This is a genomic window from Actinocorallia herbida, assembly GCF_003751225.1.
Taxonomy (GTDB): Bacteria; Actinomycetota; Actinomycetes; order Streptosporangiales; family Streptosporangiaceae; genus Actinocorallia; species Actinocorallia herbida.
In genome coordinates this window covers 3,107,286-3,124,957 of sequence record NZ_RJKE01000001.1, presented here as the reverse complement: position 1 = coordinate 3,124,957, position 17,672 = coordinate 3,107,286, and the positions used below count along the sequence as shown (strand labels likewise).

The following is a 17,672-nucleotide window of genomic DNA, read 5'->3' as shown; positions in this document are numbered from 1 at the left end:
CGCGCTCGACCATCCTCGAGTTCCGTTCCGGGTGGTGTCTGGGGTGGGTCAGGTGGAGGTTCTGGGGGGAGGGGGTTCTTCCGGGTTCTTGTGGGCGGGGGTTAAGGGGTGGTCATGTGGGGAGCGGCGGGGTGGGGGGTGGCGGCATTGTCGCGGGCATGACGACGGGGTATGTGGATGAGGACGACAGGCTGCTCAGGGCGGTTCTGGATGTGCTCGGGGTGCTGGATCCGCCGGCGGAGTCGCGGATGTGGCGGTGGGCCGAGGAGCTGTTCGACGGGGCCGCCTGAGGACGACCGAAGGCCCGGGGCCGTCTGGGACGGCGCCCGGGCCGGAAGATCGGAAAGGGTCAGCGGTAGCCGGAGGCTTCGGGTTCGTGGCCGTTGACGAAGTAGCGGCCCAGCTCGTGCTGCTTGTAGGCGACCGGGTCGTGGAGGCTCAGGGTGCGGAGGTCGCGCCAGAAGCGGCCGAGGCCGACGTCGGTGGCGGTGGACCGGGCGCCGGTCAGGTCGAACAGCTCCGACGCGGCGGTCAGCGAAGCCTCCGTGGAGGAGATCTTCAAGCTCACGATCGTCTCGGCGACCGCCGCGCGCTCGGCGGGTGTCGCCTCCTCGCCGCGCTCGTAGAGCCAGAGCAGCGCCTTCTCGGCCCGGTCGACCAGCGCGGAGACCGCCTGGAGCCGGGCGACGTGGCCGCCGTAGCCCTGGAGGATGAACGGCTCGTCGCTGCCCTTCTCCACGAGCGAGTGGTACCAGGGCCTGGTGCGGGTCCGCGTGTACTCGGCGCCCTCCAGCAGCGCGCCCTCGGCGACGCCCAGTTGCAGCGTGCCGAAGATGAGCTGGAAGTTGAGCACGCCGAGCGCCTGGTACGGCGGCGGCGCGGCGTCCAGTGGCCCGAGGTCGGCGAGGATCGCGGCGTCGGGGACGGGCACCTCGGTCAGCGTGATCTCGCGGCTCGCGGTGAGGCGCTGCCCGAGCACGTCCCAGGTCCCGGTGTAGGCGATGCCCTCGGCGGCGGCGTCCAGCGCGACGGCCATCGCACGCCCGGTCCCGGCGTGCACGACGCGGGTGAAGATCCGGTCGCAGACCGGGGCTCCCGTGGCGAAGCCGCTGTCACCGGTGACGACCTGGCCGCCTTCGACCGGGATCAGCTTGGGGAACCCCGCCCGGTTGTGCCCCGGGCTCGCCCACACCAGCCCGCGCGCGGCGGTCTCGCGGAGCTGCCCGTCGGACTCGGGCGTCCGGAAGTACTCCAGCACCCGCAGCCACGCGTAGTGGTAGGCGAGGATGTGCGCGACGGAGGCGTCGGTGCGGGCGATGAGCCGGGAGACCTGGAGGCCCGTCCGCCACGGCTGCCCGTGCCCGCCGAACTCGGCCGGGACGGTCAGCGAGAGCAGCCCGTGCTCGCGCAGCAGCGCCATCTCGGTGTGCGGCTCCATGTTCGCCGCGTCGCGCTCGATGACGTCGGCGCGCAGCTTCGCGGCGACCTCGGCGGCGACGCCGGTCCAGTGGCGCAGCGCGGGGTCGTCCGGGACGCTCGGGTCCGGGATGAGGTCCAGCTCGTTCACTTCCGTACTCCCACGATCCACGAGTAGGCCGGGGCCGCCTGGTTCACCAGGTGGTCGCCGACCACGCGTTCCTTGTAGATGACCGGGTTGTGCACCGCGAGGGTGCGCGCGTTGCGCCAGTGCCGGTCGAGCGCCTTGGTGCGCTGGACGGTCGAGGCGCCCCCGGTCTCGAACAGCAGGTTCGCCGCCCGCAGGACGGTGTCGGCGACCGTGATGTGCGCCTGCGACGCGGCGATCTCGGCCGCGTCGAAGACCTCCTGCGGCACCTCCCCCGCGGCGCGGAGCGCGTTGATCGCCTCGAGCCGGGCGACGGCGGCGAGGGTCGTCGCCTCGGCCGCGAACGCCAGCCCGGAGATCCGCCCGACGACCTGCTGGACCAGCGGGTCCTCCGCCGGGGACGGGCCGCTGCCGTGGCTGAACACCCGCTTGCGCCCGCGGACGTACTCGGCGGCGTCCCGCACGACGGCCCGGCCGATCCCGCTGAGCGTCGCCAGGTGGAACAGCTGGTAGAAGGCGATCATGTAGTTGGGGCCGCGGTCGGCGAACCAGAACACGTCGGCGGGCTCGACCTCGGCGCCTTCCAGCACGGTGGTGCCCGAGCCGGTGAGGCGCTGGCCGAAGCCGTCCCAGTCGTCGATCCGTTCGACGCCCGGGGCGTCGGCGGCGACCAGCGCGAAGCCCTGCGCCTCCTCGCCGCGCCGGGCGAGGACCGCGATCCAGTCGGCGTACAGGCTGCCGGTGCTGTAGTGCTTGGTGCCGGTCAGCTCCCACGTCGGCCCGTCGCCGGTGAGCGTGGTCCCGACGGCGCCGAGGGCGCCGCCGCCGATCTCGGTCGTGGCGTTCCCGATGATCGCGCCCGCGCCGATCCGCTTCAGCCAGCGTTCGCGGGCGTCGCCGTCGGCGTCGTGCAGCCGCTCTTCGAGCAGGCCGAAGTGGGCGCGCAGGATCTGCGGCAGGTTGGAGTCGGCCTCGCCGAGCTCGACGAGCAGCCGGAACAGCTGGGTGACGGACGCGCCGGACCCGCCGAGCTCGACCGGCACCCGCACCGCGCCGAACCCGGCCTCTTTCAACCACGCGACGGGTTCGTGGGCGAGGCCGCGGTGGAGCTCCCGGTCCACCGTGCCCTCCGCGATCCGCGCGAAGACGGGGCGGAACCGCGCCGCGAGCCGCTCGTAGGCGGCCTCGTCATCGGCGACGGGGAGCGGGGCGGTCATCGGGACTCCTTGAACGCGCCGCGGTGGCGGGCGGCGGGGTGGCGGTCGTTGATCAGGTCGGTGCCGAACAGCTTCTTGCGCAGCGAGCCCTCGGTGTACTCCTCCTGGGCGAGCCCGCGCTTGCGCAGGACGGGCATGACGTGGTCGATGAACTCCTGGTAGGAGCCGGGAAGCCGCCAGTTGACGACGTTGATGCCGTCGACTCCGGCGTCCTTCCAGACCTGGAGGCCGTCAGCGATCTGCTCGGGCGTCCCGACGAGCCGGGTGGCCCGCCTGGCGACGATGTCGGCGAGGTCGGCGACGGTCGGCTCCCGGTCGGTGACGCTGCGCCGCAGCCACTCCAGGATGCCCTTGCTGGTCTCGGTGTCGATGTCCTTGAGGAGCGTCTCGGGCGGGTAGGCGGTGCCGTCGGGCCGCGTCCCGAAGTTCATGTGGGCGAGCATGCCCTCGGCGCTGATGTACTCCTCGAGGTCCGCCTCCTTGCGCCTCGCCTCCTCCTCGGTGCTGCCGACGACGAACGAGATGCCCTGGAAGAACTTGATGTCGGAGGCGAGCCGTCCCGCCTCCACGGCGAGCCGCCGGGTCTCGGTGATGCCTTCGGCGGCGACCTCGGGGCTGGGCGCCGCGATGAACACGGCCTCCGCGTGCCGGGCGGCGAAGGACCGCCCGGTGGCCGACGCGCCGGCCTGGAACAGCAGAGGGGTGCGCTGGCGCGACGGCGAAGGCAGGTGCGGGCCCTCGACGGAGTAGAACTCGCCCTTGTGCCGGATCTTGTGGATCTTGGACGCGTCCGCGTAGACGCCGCGCGCCCGGTCCTTCAGCAGCGCGCCGTCGTCCCAGGAGCCCTCCCAGAGCTGGTAGGTGACGTCCACGAACTCCTCGGCCTGCCGGTAGCGCTCATCGTGCGGGATGAGCCCGGGCAGCCCGAGGTTGCGGGCGCCGTTCTCCTGGGTGCCGGTGACGACGTTCCAGGCGACCCGGCCGCGGGAGATGTGGTCGAGGGTGGAGATCTGCCGGGCGAAGGTGAACGGCGGCATCTGGAGGATGCCGCTGGTGTAGGCGAGACCGAGGTGCTCGGTGTTGACCGCGAGCGCCGACAGCAGCACCGCCGGGTCGTTGCTGGGGATCTGGAGCCCGTTGCGGGCGTGCACCTCGTAGTCGCCGTCGGCGGGCCCGTACAGCCCGGACACGTCGGCGAAGAAGATCGCGTCGAAGCGGCCCGCCTCCAGCCGCTTGGCGAGATCGACCCAGAAATCGACGTCGTCGAAGTCGACCTGGCCCGAGTCGGGATGCCGCCACTGGCCGTGCTGGATGTGCGATGCGGTGTTCATGACGAACGCGTTGAAGTGAAGGGTCATCCTCTGTCCTTCGGGAGAAAGGGGGTCAGGAAAGGGTGAGGCGGCGCGGCGGTCAGGCGCCGGCCAGCCGGGGCGCGGCGTCCAGGAGCCTGCGCGTGTAGGTGTGCTCGGGCGCGGTGAAGACCCGGTCGGCCGGTCCCGACTCGACGATCCGGCCGTCGCTCATCACCGCGACGTCGTCGCTGACGTGTTGGACGACCCCGAGGTCGTGCGAGATGAACAGGTAGGCGAGGCCGAGGTCGCGCTGGAGGTCGTCCAGCAGGTCGAGGACCTGCGCCTGGACCAGGACGTCCAACGCCGACACGGGCTCGTCGCAGACGATCAGCTCGGGCCGCGGCGCCAGCGCGCGGGCGATCGCGACCCTTTGCCGCTGCCCGCCCGACAGCCGCAGCGGCCGCCGGTCCACCACGGACGTGGGCAGCCCGACCGCGTCGAGCAGTTCCTCGATCTCCTTGCGGTGCTGCCCGGCCCGGGTGGTCCTGCCCCGGCTGACGGCGTCGGCGAGGATCTGCCCGACGGTGTGCCGCGGATCGAACGAACCGAGCGGATCCTGGTAGATCGCCCCGATCCGCCACCGTTCGGGGCGGCGTTCCGGCTCGGTCAGCGCGCTCCACGGGCGGCCCGCGAGCCTCAGTTCGCCCGCGTCCGGCCGGACGAGCCCGAGCGCCATCCGCGCGGTCGTCGTCTTGCCCGACCCGGACTCGCCGACGAGCCCGAGGGTCCGGCCGCGCCCGAGCGTGAACGACACGCCCTCCACGACGGGCTTCAGCACGCCGTCCGGTCCGGTGTAGGACTTGGCGAGTCCCGTCGCGCTGATGATCTCCGCGTCGGACCCGGGTGCGGGCGGCGTCCGCTCGGCCGTCTCCAGCCGCGGCCCGGACAGCGGCACGCCGCGCGGCCGGTCGCCGGGGATGGCCGCGATGAGCCGCCGCGTGTAGTCGTCGCGCGGGTCGCCGAGCACCTGGGCGGCCGGTCCGCGCTCGACGACCTTGCCGTGGTGCATGACCGCGATGTCGTCGGCGATCCGGTTCACCACGGCGAGGTCGTGGCTGATGAGCAGGACCGCGGTACCGGCCTCCTTGAGGCTCAGGAGCAGTTCGAGGATCTGCTCCTGGACCGTCGCGTCGAGGGCGGTGGTGGGCTCGTCGGCGATGAGCAGCGGGGGGTCGAGCGCGATCGCCGAGGCGATGAGCGCGCGCTGCCGCAACCCGCCGGACAGCTCGCCTGAGCGCTGCGCGGCCCGCTGCTCGGGGTTCGGCACGCCGGCCGAGGTGAGCAGCTCGACCACCTTCGCGCGCCGCTCGGCCCGCGTCGACCTGGTGTGGCGGGCGAGCGCGTCGCCGATCTCCTTGCCGACCGGCCGTAGCGGGTCGAGCGAGACGAGCGCGTCCTGGAGCACCAGGCCGACCGACGGGCCGCGCAGCTCCCGCAGCCCGCGCGCCGACAGGCCGAGCACGTCCTTGCCGAGCACCCGCAGGGTTTCCGCACGGACCGTCGCGCGCGCCCCGGCCAGGCCGATCACCGACCGGGCCGTGACGCTCTTGCCCGAGCCCGACTCGCCGACCAGGGCGAGGCAGCGCCCGCGCTCGAGCGTGAGGGAGACGTCCGAGACCGCCTCGGCCCCGCCGAACGCGACGCTGAGACCGCCGATCTCCAGGACGGGATCGCTGGGCTGGGTCATGTCATGCCTCCCGGGAACGGTTCTGGAGGGAGCGGCCGAGCAGCGTCAGGGTCGCCGCGGTGAGCACGATGAACACCCCGGGGAAGACCGTCAGCCACCAGGCGTTCGAGATGTAGTCGCGGCCCGCGGCGAGCATCGCGCCCCACTCGGTGTTCGGCGGGGCGACGCCGAGGCCGAGGAAGCTCAGCGAGCACGCCCACACCACGGCCTGCCCGACGCCCAGCGTGGCCAGCACGAACAGCCGGGACGCCATGTTCGGCAGGATGTGCCGGCGCAGCGACGTCCACCGGCTCCGGCCCAGGACCGTCGCGGCCTCGGCGTACCCGGACGTCCGGGCGCTGATCACCTGGCTGCGGATGAGCCTGGCGTACCCCGGCGCGGTCGCCAGCCCGACCGCGATGCCGGACGGCACCACGCCGCTGCCGAGCACCGCGACGAACAGCAGCGCGAGCAGCAGCACGGGCACCGCGAACAGCACTTCGAGTACGCGGCCGACGGCGAAGTCCAGCGCCCGGTTGCCGAGCCCTGCGAGGGTGCCGAGCACGACCGCGAGGCCGAGCCCGATGGCCATCGCCAGGAGGCCGATGAGGATCGATGACTGCGTGCCGTGGATGACCCTGCTGAACGCGTCGCGTCCCGACTCGTCGGTGCCGAACCAGTGGCTCCAGGACGGGCCCTGGAACGCCTCGGACGGGTTGATCTCGAACGGGTCGTAGGGGGCGAGGACGCTCGGGGCGACCATCGCCACGAGCAGGAGCAGCACCAGGACGGCGCCGACCGCCTCTCCGGGGCGCACCGACTTCAGCAGGCGTGCCGGCCTCGCGGGGCCCGCCGTTTTCGTCAAGGTCACCATGCCGCCGCCTCCGTCGGACGGGCGGCCGCCTTGAGCCGCGGGTCGGCGATCCGGTCCGCGGCCTCGGTCGCGAACGTCACCAGGACGTACACGGCCGCGATGACGAGGACCACGCCGACGATGACCGGGATGTCCCCGGCGAGGACCCCGGCGAGCAGGGTCCGGCCGAGGCCGGGCCGGGAGAAGAGCGTCTCCACCACGACCGCGCCGCTGATGAGCGAGCCGAACGCCCAGCCCGACAGGCTGATCGCGGGCAGCGCCGCGTGCCGCAGCGCGTGCACCAGCCGGACCCGGGTCTCGGTCTCGCCGCGGGCCCTCGCCGAGAGGGTGAACGGCGCGTCCAGGGCCGCGATGAACGACTCGCGCATCACCTGGCCGAGGAACCCGGCCAGCGGCAGCGCCAGACTGAGCACCGGCAGCACCAGCCCCGAGGGACCCGGCGTGCTGATCGGCGGCAGCCAGCCGAGGCCGACGCTGAACAGCAGGATCAGCACGCTGCCGAGCCAGAAGTGCGGCACCGCCACGGAGGTGACCTCCAGCAGCGAGCCCAGCGCCGTGCCGAGCCTGCTGTCGCGGGTCGAGCCGAGCGCGACGATGATCGCGACGGCCCAGGCGACGGCCAGGGAGGCCGCCGCGAGGACCAGGGTCCCGCCGACGGTCTGCCCGATCAGCGTGGCCACCGGCGTCTTCAGCGAGTAGGAGGTGCCGAGGTCGCCGTGCAGCAGGTCGCCGAGCGTGTCGAGGTACTGGACCCACAGCGGCCGGTCGAACCCGTACTGCGCGCTGATCTGGGCGAGCTGCTCGGGCGTCGACCGCGATCCCGCGCCGCCCACGACGGCCTCGGCGGGGTCTCCCGGGATCGCGTAGGCGCCGAAGAACGCCAGGGTCACGACGGCCCAGAGGACGAAGACCGCGCCGAGGACGCGTGCGACGATCCTTCCCATCAGTCGTTGATCCAGGCGTCGTAGAAGGTCGGCATGCTCAGCGACGGGAGCAGGCGCAGGCCCTTCACCTTGGTCTCGTAGCCGAGGCGCGTCTGCTGGTCGTAGACGGGCAGCACGTAGTAGCCGTTGGAGAGCAGCTCCTGGGCCTGCTTGTAGAGGTCGGCGCGCTCGGTGTCGTCGGTGCTCTCGCCGGCCTTCTCCAGCAGCGCGTCGAGCTCGGGGCTCTTCAGGGCCGTGTTGCCCGAGTGGTAGCCGCCGACCGTCGTCGCGGTGTTGGCCGAGCTGAGGGAGGTGATGCGCAGGACGTCGGCGGAGTTCTTCGTGTAGTAGATCGGGAGCGCGTCGTACTCCCAGTCGTTGTTGGCGACCCACCACTTGGCGGTCTCCAGCGGCTGGAGCTTGACGTCGAATCCGACCTTCTTCGCGGTCGCCTGGACCTGCTCGTAGAAGCCGGGCTCCAGCGGGATCGTCGCGGCGTACGGCAGGACGACGGTCAGGGCCTTGCCGTCCTTGCTGCGGATGCCGTCGGCGTCCTTGGCGGTCCAGCCCGCCTCGTCGAGGAGCTGGTTCGCGGCGTCGGGGTCGTAGGCCTGCTTGACGGTGTCGGCGCGGTAGCGGGTGGCGGAGCTGAGCGGCGACTTCGCCTGCTCGACGGTGCCGAGGTAGACGCTCTTGAGCGCGCCCGCGACGTCGACGGCGGAGAAGAACGCCTCGCGCACCTTGGCGTCGTCGAACGGGGCGCGCCCGGTGTTCAGCTTGATCTCGACGGGCTCGCCGGGCCGGGAGGCGATCAGCGTCCCCAGCGTCGGGATGTTCTTCGCCGCGACCGCGTTCTGCGGCTCCAGGACGTCCACCACGTTGACCTGGCCGCTCTGGAGGGCCGCGAAGCGGGTGGTGCCGTCCGGCACGAAGCGCCACACGATCTTGTCGAGATAGGCGGGGCCGGTGTGCGACGCGCCGGGCGGCGGCGTGCTGTAGGAGTCGTTGCGGGCGAGGGTGACGTTGTCCTGCTTGGTCCAGGACTCGATCTTGAACGGGCCGGTGCCGACCGGGGAGAGGCAGTTCTCCTCGTTGCTCCGCTTCAGGGCCGTCGGCGACTCGATCGGGAGCCACACCTGCGACAGGGACTCCAGGAGGGCGCCGTCGGGCTGGAGCAGGTGGATCACCGCGGTGTACTCGCCCGTCACCTCGACCTTGTCGACCTTCGACAGGGCGAGCCGGCCGGTGGTCGACTGGGTGTCGGGGTTCAGGACGCGGTCGATGTTGACCTTGACGGCCTCGGCGTTGAGCGGGGTTCCGTCGGAGAACTTCACGTCCTGGCGGACGTCGACCGTCCAGGCCTTGCCGTCCTCGGAGACCTTCCAGGCGGAGGCCAGCCACGGCTGGATCTCGCCCTTCTCGTCCTGGTAGAAGAGGCTCTCCAGGAACTGGCTGCCGAGCAGCGCCTGCGGGACGTTGCCGCGGGTCTGCGGGTCGAGGCAGGCCGGCTCGTCGTCACCCGTCGCGTAGACCAGGGTCCCGCCCTGCTGCGGCGTCAGGTTCGCGGTGTCTTCGCCGCCGCCCCCGCCGCACGCGGCGAGCAGCACCGTGCTCAGGAGGGCGACGGACAGCGAAGGAAGGGTTCTGCGCACGTTGGTGGTCTTTCTGTTCTCAGGGGTCGTGCCGGGATCGAACGGGGTCATGGCGAAGGTCAGAGCAGGCCGTGCCGGGGCGGCGCGGCGCCGTCGAGCAGATGGCGGCCGATGTGCTGGACCTTCCAGCGGGACGGGTCGTGCAGGGTGTGCGTGCGGGCGTCGCGCCAGTACCGGGAGAGGTTGAGCCCGGCGAGGGCACCGCGCGTCCCCGCCAGCTCGAACAGGGCGGAGGACGCCTCCACACAGGCGCGGGCCGTGGCGACCTTGGCGACGGCCGTGGTGACCGAGGCGTGCACGGTGGTCGTCTCGTCGGGGGCGGTGCGGGCGGCGTCGACGGCCTCGGCGGCCTCCCGCAGCAGGGCTTCGGCGGCGCGGACGGTGATCTCCAGCTCCCCCGCCTGCTGGACGAGCAGCGGGTCCTCGGCGGCCCGGTCCGCGCCGCTCTCGAACCACGGCCGGGCGCGGGCGACCTGCCGGACCGCCTCGGTGAGGGCGGCGCGGGCGATCCCGGCGTCCAGGGCGGCGTGCAGGACCTGGGCGAACGAGCCGTAGGCGGTGGGCACGTCGAAGATCTCGGTGTAGGGGACGACGGCGTCGGCGGGCACCGCGACCCGGGCGAGCCGGACCGTGCCGCTGCCCGTGGTGCGCTGGCCGAGCGCGTCCCAGTCGTCCTCGATGGTGACGCCCGGGGCGTCGGCGGGGATGTAGGCGACGGCCTTGCGCAGGGCCCCGGACGGGGTCGGCGCCTCGTGCGGGAGGACGGCGCGGACGACGAGCCAGTGCGCGAACAGCGAGCCCGTGGCGTAGAACTTCTCGCCGTCCAGGACGAAGCCGCCCGCGCCATCGGGGGTGAGGGTCGTCGCGTCGTCGGTGATGGTGCGGCCGGACCGCTCGGACTGGGCGTTGGCGAACCGGCGCCCGGCCAGCGCCTCGGCGAAGAAGCGCGCCTGCTGGGCCTCGGTGCCGCGCAGGCGCAGCGCCTCGAGGAACACGAAGTGGCTGTGCGGGATCTGGCCGATGCTCGGGTCCGCCGCGGCGATCAGCCGGAAGACCTCGGCGAGCGCGGTGACGGGCACGTCGGCGCCGCCGAAGCGGGCGGGGACGGTCAGCCCGAAGATCCCGGCTTCGGACAGCGCGTCGAGTTCGGCATGCGGGAGGCGGCGGTCGAGGTCGCGGGCGGAGGCGCCCTCGGCCAGCCGGGCGGCGAGGTCGCGGGCCGCCGCGACGGCCTGGTCGCCGGTGCGGATCACCGTGGCGCTCACGCGGCGGCTCCGCGGAACGTTCCACCGCGGTGGAGGTGCGTCGCGCTTGCGTTCATGGGGACCTTTCCATACCGGGACGCGCGGGCCGGCCCGCGCGCGGGGAGACAGGGTGACGCGTGCAGCGCGCCCGGACCCCGGTACACCCCGGGTCGCGGGGAGCGACCTTCGCAGGCGACCGAGGCGCCCTGACCGTGACCGGTTCGATGGCCCATGACCTGCGCCGACACAATCCCTACCTTTCAGGTGGACATGGTTAGTATTGTCCCGTGCCTCACGCAGCGTCAAATAGGCGCTGTCGAGAGGGCGGCAGGGAATCCCTTCCACCGGCGACGACAGGAGCGGCATTTGCGGATCGAGCAGCTGGAGTACCTCGCGGCGGTCACCCGCCTCGGATCACTGCGCAGGGCGGCCCAGGAACTGCACGTCTCCCAGCCCGCGCTGAGCGAGACCATCCGGAACCTGGAGCGGGAGCTGTCGGTGACGCTCCTGGACCGCAAGCGGTCCGGCGCCAGCATCAGCAGCGACGGGCGGGAGCTCCTGCCCTACATCACCGGCGTCCTGGAGGCCGTCGACCGGCTCAACCGGGCCGCCGACCAGCAGCACCAGAGCAACCGGATGGTCCGGCTCGGCACCGTCAACGCCGCGACGGTCTCGCTGCTCGCCCCCGCCGTCCAGGCGTTCCGCCGGATCCACCCCGAGACCCGGGTCGAGGTGATGCCCGCCCAGCAGGCCGACATCCACCGGTCGCTCCTCGAAGGCGGCCTCGACCTCGGCCTCGTCAACGTGCTCGCGGGCGACGACCCGCCGCACGACCTCGACTCCACCCTCCTGCTGCGCGGCAGGGTCGTCGCCTGCGTCCGCGCCGACAGCCCCCTGGCCTCGCTGGACACGCTCACCACCGACGACCTGCTCACCGAGCCGCTCATCGTCATGCGCGCGGGCTACCTCATGCACCGGTACGTCCACCGCCTCTACGACGGCCGCGTCCCGTTCTCCTACTCCACCGACGGCGCCGAGATGGGCAAGCTCATGGTCGCCGAAGGCATGGGCGTCACCCTCCTGCCCGACTACAGCGTGCGCGGCGACCCCCTGGAACGCCTCGGCGCCATCACCATCCGCCCCCTCTCCCTCCCCCAGACCGAGGTCTTCCTCCTCCTCCAGGGCCGCCCCTCCCCCCGCCTCCCCAGCGCCGTCCGCGACCTGCACCACCAGCTCGTCCACCACGCCCGCCTCCACCCCGTCCCCTGACGGACGGCGGGAGATGACAGGCGCGGCACAGGTCGCGGGTCCCTCCGTCAGAGCGCTGCCAAGCACCCTTCGCGATAAAGCGTTCAGGGCCATTCGGTCGGATCTTCCTCGGCCCACACCCGTTGCTTCCGTCTCTAAGAGATCACCACGACCAGTGGCCCGATCGACACATGAGACGGTAAAAATGGGATCCATGCTGCGCCGCGCCCAGATCATCCTCTCGGTCATGTTCGTCGCGCTGCTCGGTATCGCGACCAACATCGCAACCGGAGTCCTTCCGTCGTCGTGGCAAGGCCGACTGTGGGTCGCGTGGCCGCTCCTGATCGTCATCCTCATCGCAGCGGCGGTGCTGGAGGTCAGCCAAAAAGACGAACCCTCACCGGACTTTCCTTCACACCAGGCGAGGGACGAACTCCTCCGCCGAGTGAGACGTTTCTGGGTGACCGGTGTCCTGGAGAAGTCCCTGTACAACGAAGCCAGGATCGAACTCGACCTCGTTGTCGAGGACTCGACCGACCGCCCGTTCGACATCACGGTCACCTGGTCGAACGGAACACGAGAACAGTTGCCGCCGGGAACGGGGATGGCCGAGGTCTTTGCGCGAATGGACCGGCGTATCGTGATCCTCGGCGATCCGGGTGCGGGCAAGACCACCATGCTCTTGGAACTCGCCAAGGCCCTCTTGTCCGAAGCGGGGAACGAGACAGATCCTGTGCCTGTCGTCCTGCCGCTCGCCTCCTGGGCACGGCAGCGTAGGTCTATCGGTGAATGGATCGTTGACGAACTCGTCGAAAGCTACGGCATGCCGCGACGTCTCGCGGGAGATTGGCTGCGCGCCCACCAGATCCTACCCTTGTTCGACGGACTGGACGAAGTCGCCCTCGAGCATCGCAAAGCGTGTGTCAGCGCACTCAACCGGTACCTGCATGAGAACCCCACAAGCAGTGCGGTCTGCTGCCGCAGCCAGGAATACAGGCTTCTCGAGGGCGGAATCAAGTTTCATGGCATGGTCACGATCCAGCGCTTGAGCCCCGCTCAGACCGAACGCTTCCTCGCCGCTGCCGGCCCCGGCCTCGACGGTCTGAAGGCCGCGCTGACCTCCGATCCCGAACTCCGGCAGCTCGCGGACTCACCGTTGCTTCTCAGCATCATGGCTCTCGCCTACAGGGACGGCCCCGAGACGACGTCCGCGAACCGGTCCGCCGGCCCACGCCACCGTCTCTATGCGCAATATGTCAGTACGATGCTTCGATGGCGGAAGAACCGACTATATCCTCCCGATAAATCTCACCGCTATCTCAAGCTCCTGGCCCACCGGTTGCAGAGCGACCGGCAAACGGTATTCACCCTCGACCTCTTGGGCACCAATTGGGCTTTCACAGGACGGCGTTTCAGCAATACCTGGTACATCATGGCCTTGGCCGCAATACCGGCCTGTGCGGTCATGTTCCTCACTTCCCAGGTACTCGCGGGCACGACTGTGGCGTTCATCGCGACCACGGCCCTCGGCATCGCATTGATCATCCAAATGTCCAGCGAGGATTACGAGGATGCCGCTGGCATCTCCTGGCGCAGTCAAGAAAATCAAAGGAACTCCGTCGACATCATCCGGCCGCCCCGAGAGTTGCCTGTCCGCGGAGACATTACCTCCAACTCTGTCATGAAATCGTTCATCATGACCGTGAGAGGTTTCCTCGACAGCGGACAGCGAGACAAGATCGCAGCGCTGCCGATCACCATCGGCGTCGGCGTCAGCCTCAGCGTGCACGAAAAGGCTCCGGCAGGACCCGTCTACGCGATCGCACTGTTCGTCTTCTACGTTCTGGTCTCCGGAATGATCGATGGCCTCATGTTCGAACTGGCGAACTCAGGCCGAACCATTTTCCGGCGCTCCGAAGTACCGAGCCCGGCGCTGCGTCCGCGGGTGCGCCTCGCGCTGCGGGTGGGGTCTGCCTGGGGACTGATGACGGGCTTCCTCACGTCCTACATCGCCTCTGCCGCACCCGCCGAGTCGGTTGCGCCCGGAAACTACGGCGTACTCCTCGGCACGGCCGCGTTCCTGCTCACCTTCGTTTCGATCGGTGGCGGACCGCTTGTCGAGCAATGGATCCTGCGCTCCAACCTCGCACGGCACGATCGGGTCCCCTGGCCGTGCCTGCCGTTCCTCGACTTCATGACCGAGTGCCTGATTCTTCGGCAGGTGGGGCACGGCTACATCTTCGTCCACCGCGAACTCCTTGACTTCCTCGCTCAGAACCACCGAGAGGACGCCCCAAGGTCCGTTCTGCCGGATCGCCGTACCCGAACGGATCCTCGCTGAGCGGGAGCCGGACATGCAACGGCAGCCCGCTGCGGTGCTGTGGCCACCTCGTTCGAACATTCACCTCGGGTTCAGGTCGAGCGGGACGGGAAGCGACAAGAAGGGCCTGGTGTTGCTTCAAGGGCAAGGAAGGGGCACACCGAAATGCATGGTGAGTACAAGGTTCCCGGGGGCAAGCTCGTCGTCGTCGACCTCGATGTGGTCGACGGGCTGCTGAGCGACGTCCGGGTGGCGGGGGACTTCTTTCTGGAGCCCGACGAGGCGCTGGCGGCGATCGACGCGGCGCTGGTGGGGGCGCCCGCGGAGACCGCCACGGAAGGGCTCGCGGCGCGGATCGACGCGGCGCTGCCCGAAGGCACGGTGATGTACGGGGTGACGTCGGAGGGCATCGCGGTCGCGCTGCGGCGGGCGCTCGCCCGGGCCACCGACTGGAGCGACTACGAGTGGCAGCTCATCCGCGACGCGCCGCAGCCGCCCGCGCTGCACATGGCCCTGGACGAGGTCATCACCACCGAGGTCGCGGCGGGCCGCAGACCGCCGACCCTGCGCGTCTGGGAGTGGGCGGAGCCCTCGGTGATCATCGGCAGCTTCCAGTCGCTGCGCAACGAGGTCGACCCGGAGGGGGCGGAGCGGCACGGGATCAGCGTGGTCCGCCGCATCTCGGGCGGCGGCGCCATGTTCGTCGAGGTCGGCAACACCATCACGTACTCGCTGTCGGTGCCGGCCCCGCTCGTCTCCGGGCTGTCGTTCGCCGACTCCTACGCCTACCTGGACGACTGGGTGCTCCAGGCGTTCGCCGACATGGGCATCAAGGCCTGGTACCAGCCGCTCAACGACATCGCCACCGACGCGGGCAAGATCGGCGGCGCGGCCCAGAAGCGCCTCGCCCCGATCGACGGCGGGCCCGGCGCGGTCCTCCACCACGTCACCATGAGCTACGACATCGACGCGGACAAGATGCTGGAAGTCCTCCGGATCGGCCGCGAGAAGATGTCCGACAAGGGCACGAAGAGCGCCAAGAAGCGGGTCGATCCCCTGCGCCGTCAGACCGGCCTCCCCCGGGAGACCGTCATCGACCGCATGCTCGCCTCCTTCGCCGCCCGCCACGGCCTCAGCTCCGGCCAGGTGACGCCGGAGGAGATGGCCCGCGCCGAACACCTCGCCGCCACCAAGTTCGCCAACCCCGAATGGACGGCCCGTATCCCCTGACGCGCCGAGCCGCCCGTCGCCTCCGGCCCGGCCGACGGGGAAGGGACTGTGCCCGCCCGGACACGTCACAGGCCGCGGACAGGTGTCTAGATTGAGCGGTATGTGGCACTTGCGGTTGGTGGGCGGGATCGTCGGAGGCGTGGCGGGGGTGGTGGTCACCGGGCTCGTGCTGTGGGTGGCGCTCGGGCCCGGAGCCGTCTGGGTGCTGGCGCACGCGGACGGGGTCCGCGGCCTGGAGGGGGCCGCGCTCGCGGAGGCGATCGACCGGGTGCGGGGGCGCGCGGTCTCGATCGGCACCGGCCTGTTCGCCGTCGCGGCCATCTACTTCACCGCGCGGACCGCCCAGGCGGCACTCGACAGCAGCGCCGCGGCCCGGCAGACCGCGGTCGCCACCGAGCAGGGCCAGGTGACGACCCGGTACACCGCCGCGATCGAGCAGCTCGGCTCGGCCACCATCGACATCCGGCTCGGCGGCATCTACGCCCTGGAGCGCATCGCCCGCGACTCCGCGCGCGACCACCCGACCGTCATGGCGGTCCTCGCCGCGTTCCTCCGCGAGCACTCCCACGACGACGACGCGCACTCCGCGCGGCCCGGCGCGGCCGGGGCCGGGGACGCCCGCTCACCACGGACCCGGCTGCGCCCCGACCTCCAGGCCGCCCTGTCCGTCATGGCCCGCCGCGACCCCGACCTCGACGTCGAACCGCTCGACCTCACCGAGGCCGACCTCAACCGCAGCCGCCTGCGCGGCGTCCGCCTCCCCGGCGCGCACCTGCGCGGCACCGACCTGCGCGGCGCCGACCTCACCGACGCGCAGCTCCAGGGCGCGGATCTGGGCGGCGCGAACCTGCGCGGGGCCCTCCTGGCCGGAGCCGATCTCACCGAAGCCGACCTGCGCAACGCCGACCTGTCCCACGCCGACCTGCGCGCGGCACGTCTGCGCGACGCCGCCTTCCGCCGCGCCGACCTCACCTCCGCGAACCTCGCCCAAGCCGACCTGACCAACGCCAACCTGGGCCGCGCCACCCTGCGCAACGCCAGGCTCCCCGGCGCCGACCTCTCCCAGGCCCACCTCGCCGGCGCCGACCTGGAAGGCGCCGACCTCACCGACGCCGACCTCCAGGGCACCGGCCTCCCCGAACCCGACGCCCCGGAGCCCCCGGCCAAGGACATGGCGGTCAAGGAGTGAGGGCGATGGCCTCGGGGGGAGGGACCAGGCGAACGCAGTCCGCGAGCGGCGGGCACCCGTCGCCGCCCCAGACGACGAGTTCGGCACCCGTCCAGATCAGGACGCCGAAGGACCGGCCGGGCCGACCGGGCACGGGCTGGCTGCTCCAGCGCGCGGTGGCGGGATCGAAGCGCGCGACGGTAGGCCCGCCGTCCCAGAACAGCACGCCCCTCGGCGTGAGCGCCCCTCGGTAGGTCGCCCCCAGCCCGGCGGGCGCGAGCGGCAGCGCCGACCACCGATCCGTCGCCGGATCGTAGACTCCACCGGGATCGAGCGGCTTCGGAAAGGGGTCCACCTCACCCCCGTCGACCCGCTCCGAAGACGGCGAAACCACGAGAACCTTGCCGGAACTCCATACCGCCACCCGCCCGGACGACGAGGAGACGCCCGGTTCCGGCAGTTCCCGCCACCGGTCGGCCCCCGGGTCGTAGGCCGCCCCGGCGAGTTCCTCCCCTCCGTCCGACCCGAGGACGATCACCTCCGACCCCGTCCAGACGAGCTGTTCCACCCACTCCAGCCCCGGCCCGCCGGCCAGCGTCCGCCAGGTCCTCCGCCCCGGATGGTAGGCGACCCCGCCGAGCTCCGACACGAACACGGCCTCCTCCCCCGTCCACACCACATGCTCCGACGGCGGCTCGGGCGCGCCGGGCAGCACCTCCCAGGAATCGGCCACCGGGTCATAAGCCGCCCCGTCCCGAACCCCGTCCGTGCGCCGCCGCACCCGCCCGCCGACCACCAGCACCCGCTCCCCCGTCCACACCATCACCGGCCGCTCCCGCCCGGACAGCGGCGCGACCGGGAGCACCCGCCACCGATCCGTCGCCGGATCGTAGGCCGCCCCGTCCGCCCGCTCCTCCACGACGGTTCGCACCTTCTTCCCGTCCGTCTCCTCCCGCTCCGTCACCCCACCCCAGACGACCATCTCCCGACCCGTCCAGACCGCCCCGCTCCACGACCGGCCGGGGACCGGCGCCCCCGGCAGCACCCGCACCGTTCCCGCCGCCCGGGTCGGCGGTACCGGCACGTCACCCGCCCTCGGCACCGCCCCGGCGCAACCGACCGCGAAGAGAAGCGCGCAGCCCGCCGCCCCCGAACCACGAAGTGTCATACCTCCAAGACGCCCCTGCCCCACCCCCACGTTGCACCGAGCCCAT

General features: G+C 71.6%; 14 protein-coding genes. 5 read left to right on the top strand and 9 right to left on the bottom strand.

Features of this window, described 5'->3' with window-relative positions:
* The first annotated feature begins 158 nt into the window (after nt 1-158).
* Entirely contained in the window at nt 159-290 is a 132-nt protein-coding gene (locus tag EDD29_RS47680; protein WP_281280890.1) for a hypothetical protein, read from the top strand.
* A gap of 59 nt (nt 291-349) precedes the next feature.
* On the opposite strand, the gene EDD29_RS45440 is transcribed toward EDD29_RS47680, so the two are convergent.
* The 8 genes from EDD29_RS45440 to EDD29_RS14510 are packed head-to-tail and all read right to left on the bottom strand — an operon-like array spanning nt 350 to nt 10,513.
* A complete protein-coding gene (locus EDD29_RS45440; protein WP_170201405.1) occupies nt 350-1,567 on the bottom strand; it encodes an acyl-CoA dehydrogenase family protein in 1,218 nt (405 codons plus the stop codon).
* Nucleotides 1,564-2,781: an acyl-CoA dehydrogenase family protein gene (locus tag EDD29_RS14540; protein ID WP_123664920.1), complete on the bottom strand. Its 1,218-nt coding sequence runs from the start codon at nt 2,779-2,781 to the stop codon at nt 1,564-1,566. Before EDD29_RS14540 ends, EDD29_RS45440 begins: the two co-directional genes overlap by 4 nt.
* Nucleotides 2,778-4,139, bottom strand: coding sequence for an LLM class flavin-dependent oxidoreductase (locus tag EDD29_RS14535; protein ID WP_123664919.1), 1,362 nt, complete (start codon nt 4,137-4,139; stop codon nt 2,778-2,780). The genes EDD29_RS14540 and EDD29_RS14535 overlap by 4 nt, the downstream gene beginning before the upstream one ends.
* Before the next feature lie 52 nt (nt 4,140-4,191).
* Nucleotides 4,192-5,820, bottom strand: a complete 1,629-nt coding sequence (locus EDD29_RS14530; protein ID WP_123664918.1) for a dipeptide ABC transporter ATP-binding protein — start codon at nt 5,818-5,820, stop codon at nt 4,192-4,194.
* 1 nt (nt 5,821) lies between these two features.
* Nucleotides 5,822-6,673, bottom strand: a complete 852-nt coding sequence (locus EDD29_RS14525; protein WP_123664917.1) for an ABC transporter permease — start codon at nt 6,671-6,673, stop codon at nt 5,822-5,824.
* Nucleotides 6,667-7,617, bottom strand: a complete 951-nt coding sequence (locus tag EDD29_RS14520) for an ABC transporter permease (protein WP_123664916.1) — start codon at nt 7,615-7,617, stop codon at nt 6,667-6,669. The genes EDD29_RS14525 and EDD29_RS14520 overlap by 7 nt, the downstream gene beginning before the upstream one ends.
* Entirely contained in the window at nt 7,617-9,248 is a 1,632-nt protein-coding gene (locus EDD29_RS14515; protein WP_170201404.1) for an ABC transporter substrate-binding protein, read from the bottom strand. Before EDD29_RS14515 ends, EDD29_RS14520 begins: the two co-directional genes overlap by 1 nt.
* A gap of 59 nt (nt 9,249-9,307) precedes the next feature.
* Nucleotides 9,308-10,513: an SfnB family sulfur acquisition oxidoreductase gene (locus EDD29_RS14510; RefSeq protein WP_246052763.1), complete on the bottom strand. Its 1,206-nt coding sequence runs from the start codon at nt 10,511-10,513 to the stop codon at nt 9,308-9,310.
* A gap of 345 nt (nt 10,514-10,858) precedes the next feature.
* Between EDD29_RS14510 and EDD29_RS14505 the strand changes: the two genes are divergently transcribed.
* The 4 genes from EDD29_RS14505 to EDD29_RS14490 all read left to right on the top strand — a co-directional run bounded on the left by EDD29_RS14505 (nt 10,859) and on the right by EDD29_RS14490 (nt 16,479).
* Nucleotides 10,859-11,761, top strand: coding sequence for a LysR family transcriptional regulator (locus EDD29_RS14505; protein WP_123664913.1), 903 nt, complete (start codon nt 10,859-10,861; stop codon nt 11,759-11,761).
* Between the two features lie 193 nt (nt 11,762-11,954).
* The gene (locus EDD29_RS14500) at nt 11,955-14,081 is read left to right on the top strand and encodes an NACHT domain-containing protein (RefSeq protein ID WP_170201403.1); all 2,127 of its coding nucleotides are present in this window, start codon (nt 11,955-11,957) and stop codon (nt 14,079-14,081) included.
* Between the two features lie 144 nt (nt 14,082-14,225).
* Nucleotides 14,226-15,290 (top strand): lipoate-protein ligase LplAB, encoded by a 1,065-nt coding sequence (lplAB, locus tag EDD29_RS14495; RefSeq protein WP_123664911.1) that lies wholly within the window; start codon nt 14,226-14,228, stop codon nt 15,288-15,290.
* A gap of 100 nt (nt 15,291-15,390) precedes the next feature.
* Nucleotides 15,391-16,479, top strand: a complete 1,089-nt coding sequence (locus tag EDD29_RS14490; RefSeq protein WP_148085957.1) for a pentapeptide repeat-containing protein — start codon at nt 15,391-15,393, stop codon at nt 16,477-16,479.
* Here the strand turns inward: EDD29_RS14490 and EDD29_RS14485 are convergent.
* Nucleotides 16,469-17,542 (bottom strand): Kelch repeat-containing protein, encoded by a 1,074-nt coding sequence (locus tag EDD29_RS14485; protein WP_148085956.1) that lies wholly within the window; start codon nt 17,540-17,542, stop codon nt 16,469-16,471. The two genes, EDD29_RS14490 and EDD29_RS14485, sit on opposite strands and share 11 nt — an antisense overlap.
* Between the last annotated feature and the right edge of the window lie 130 nt (nt 17,543-17,672).

Bases quoted from the DNA above. Each gene is read 5' to 3' on its own strand.
- EDD29_RS47680 (WP_281280890.1), top strand. From the start codon at position 159: ATGACGACGGGGTATGTGGATGAGGACGACAGGCTGCTCAGGGCGGTT.
- EDD29_RS14540 (WP_123664920.1), bottom strand. From the start codon at position 2,781: ATGACCGCCCCGCTCCCCGTCGCCGATGACGAGGCCGCCTACGAGCGG.
- EDD29_RS14535 (WP_123664919.1), bottom strand. From the start codon at position 4,139: ATGACCCTTCACTTCAACGCGTTCGTCATGAACACCGCATCGCACATC.
- EDD29_RS14530 (WP_123664918.1), bottom strand. From the start codon at position 5,820: ATGACCCAGCCCAGCGATCCCGTCCTGGAGATCGGCGGTCTCAGCGTC.
- EDD29_RS14525 (WP_123664917.1), bottom strand. From the start codon at position 6,673: ATGGTGACCTTGACGAAAACGGCGGGCCCCGCGAGGCCGGCACGCCTG.
- EDD29_RS14520 (WP_123664916.1), bottom strand. From the start codon at position 7,617: ATGGGAAGGATCGTCGCACGCGTCCTCGGCGCGGTCTTCGTCCTCTGG.
- EDD29_RS14500 (WP_170201403.1), top strand. From the start codon at position 11,955: ATGCTGCGCCGCGCCCAGATCATCCTCTCGGTCATGTTCGTCGCGCTG.
- lplAB (WP_123664911.1), top strand. From the start codon at position 14,226: ATGCATGGTGAGTACAAGGTTCCCGGGGGCAAGCTCGTCGTCGTCGAC.
- EDD29_RS14490 (WP_148085957.1), top strand. From the start codon at position 15,391: ATGTGGCACTTGCGGTTGGTGGGCGGGATCGTCGGAGGCGTGGCGGGG.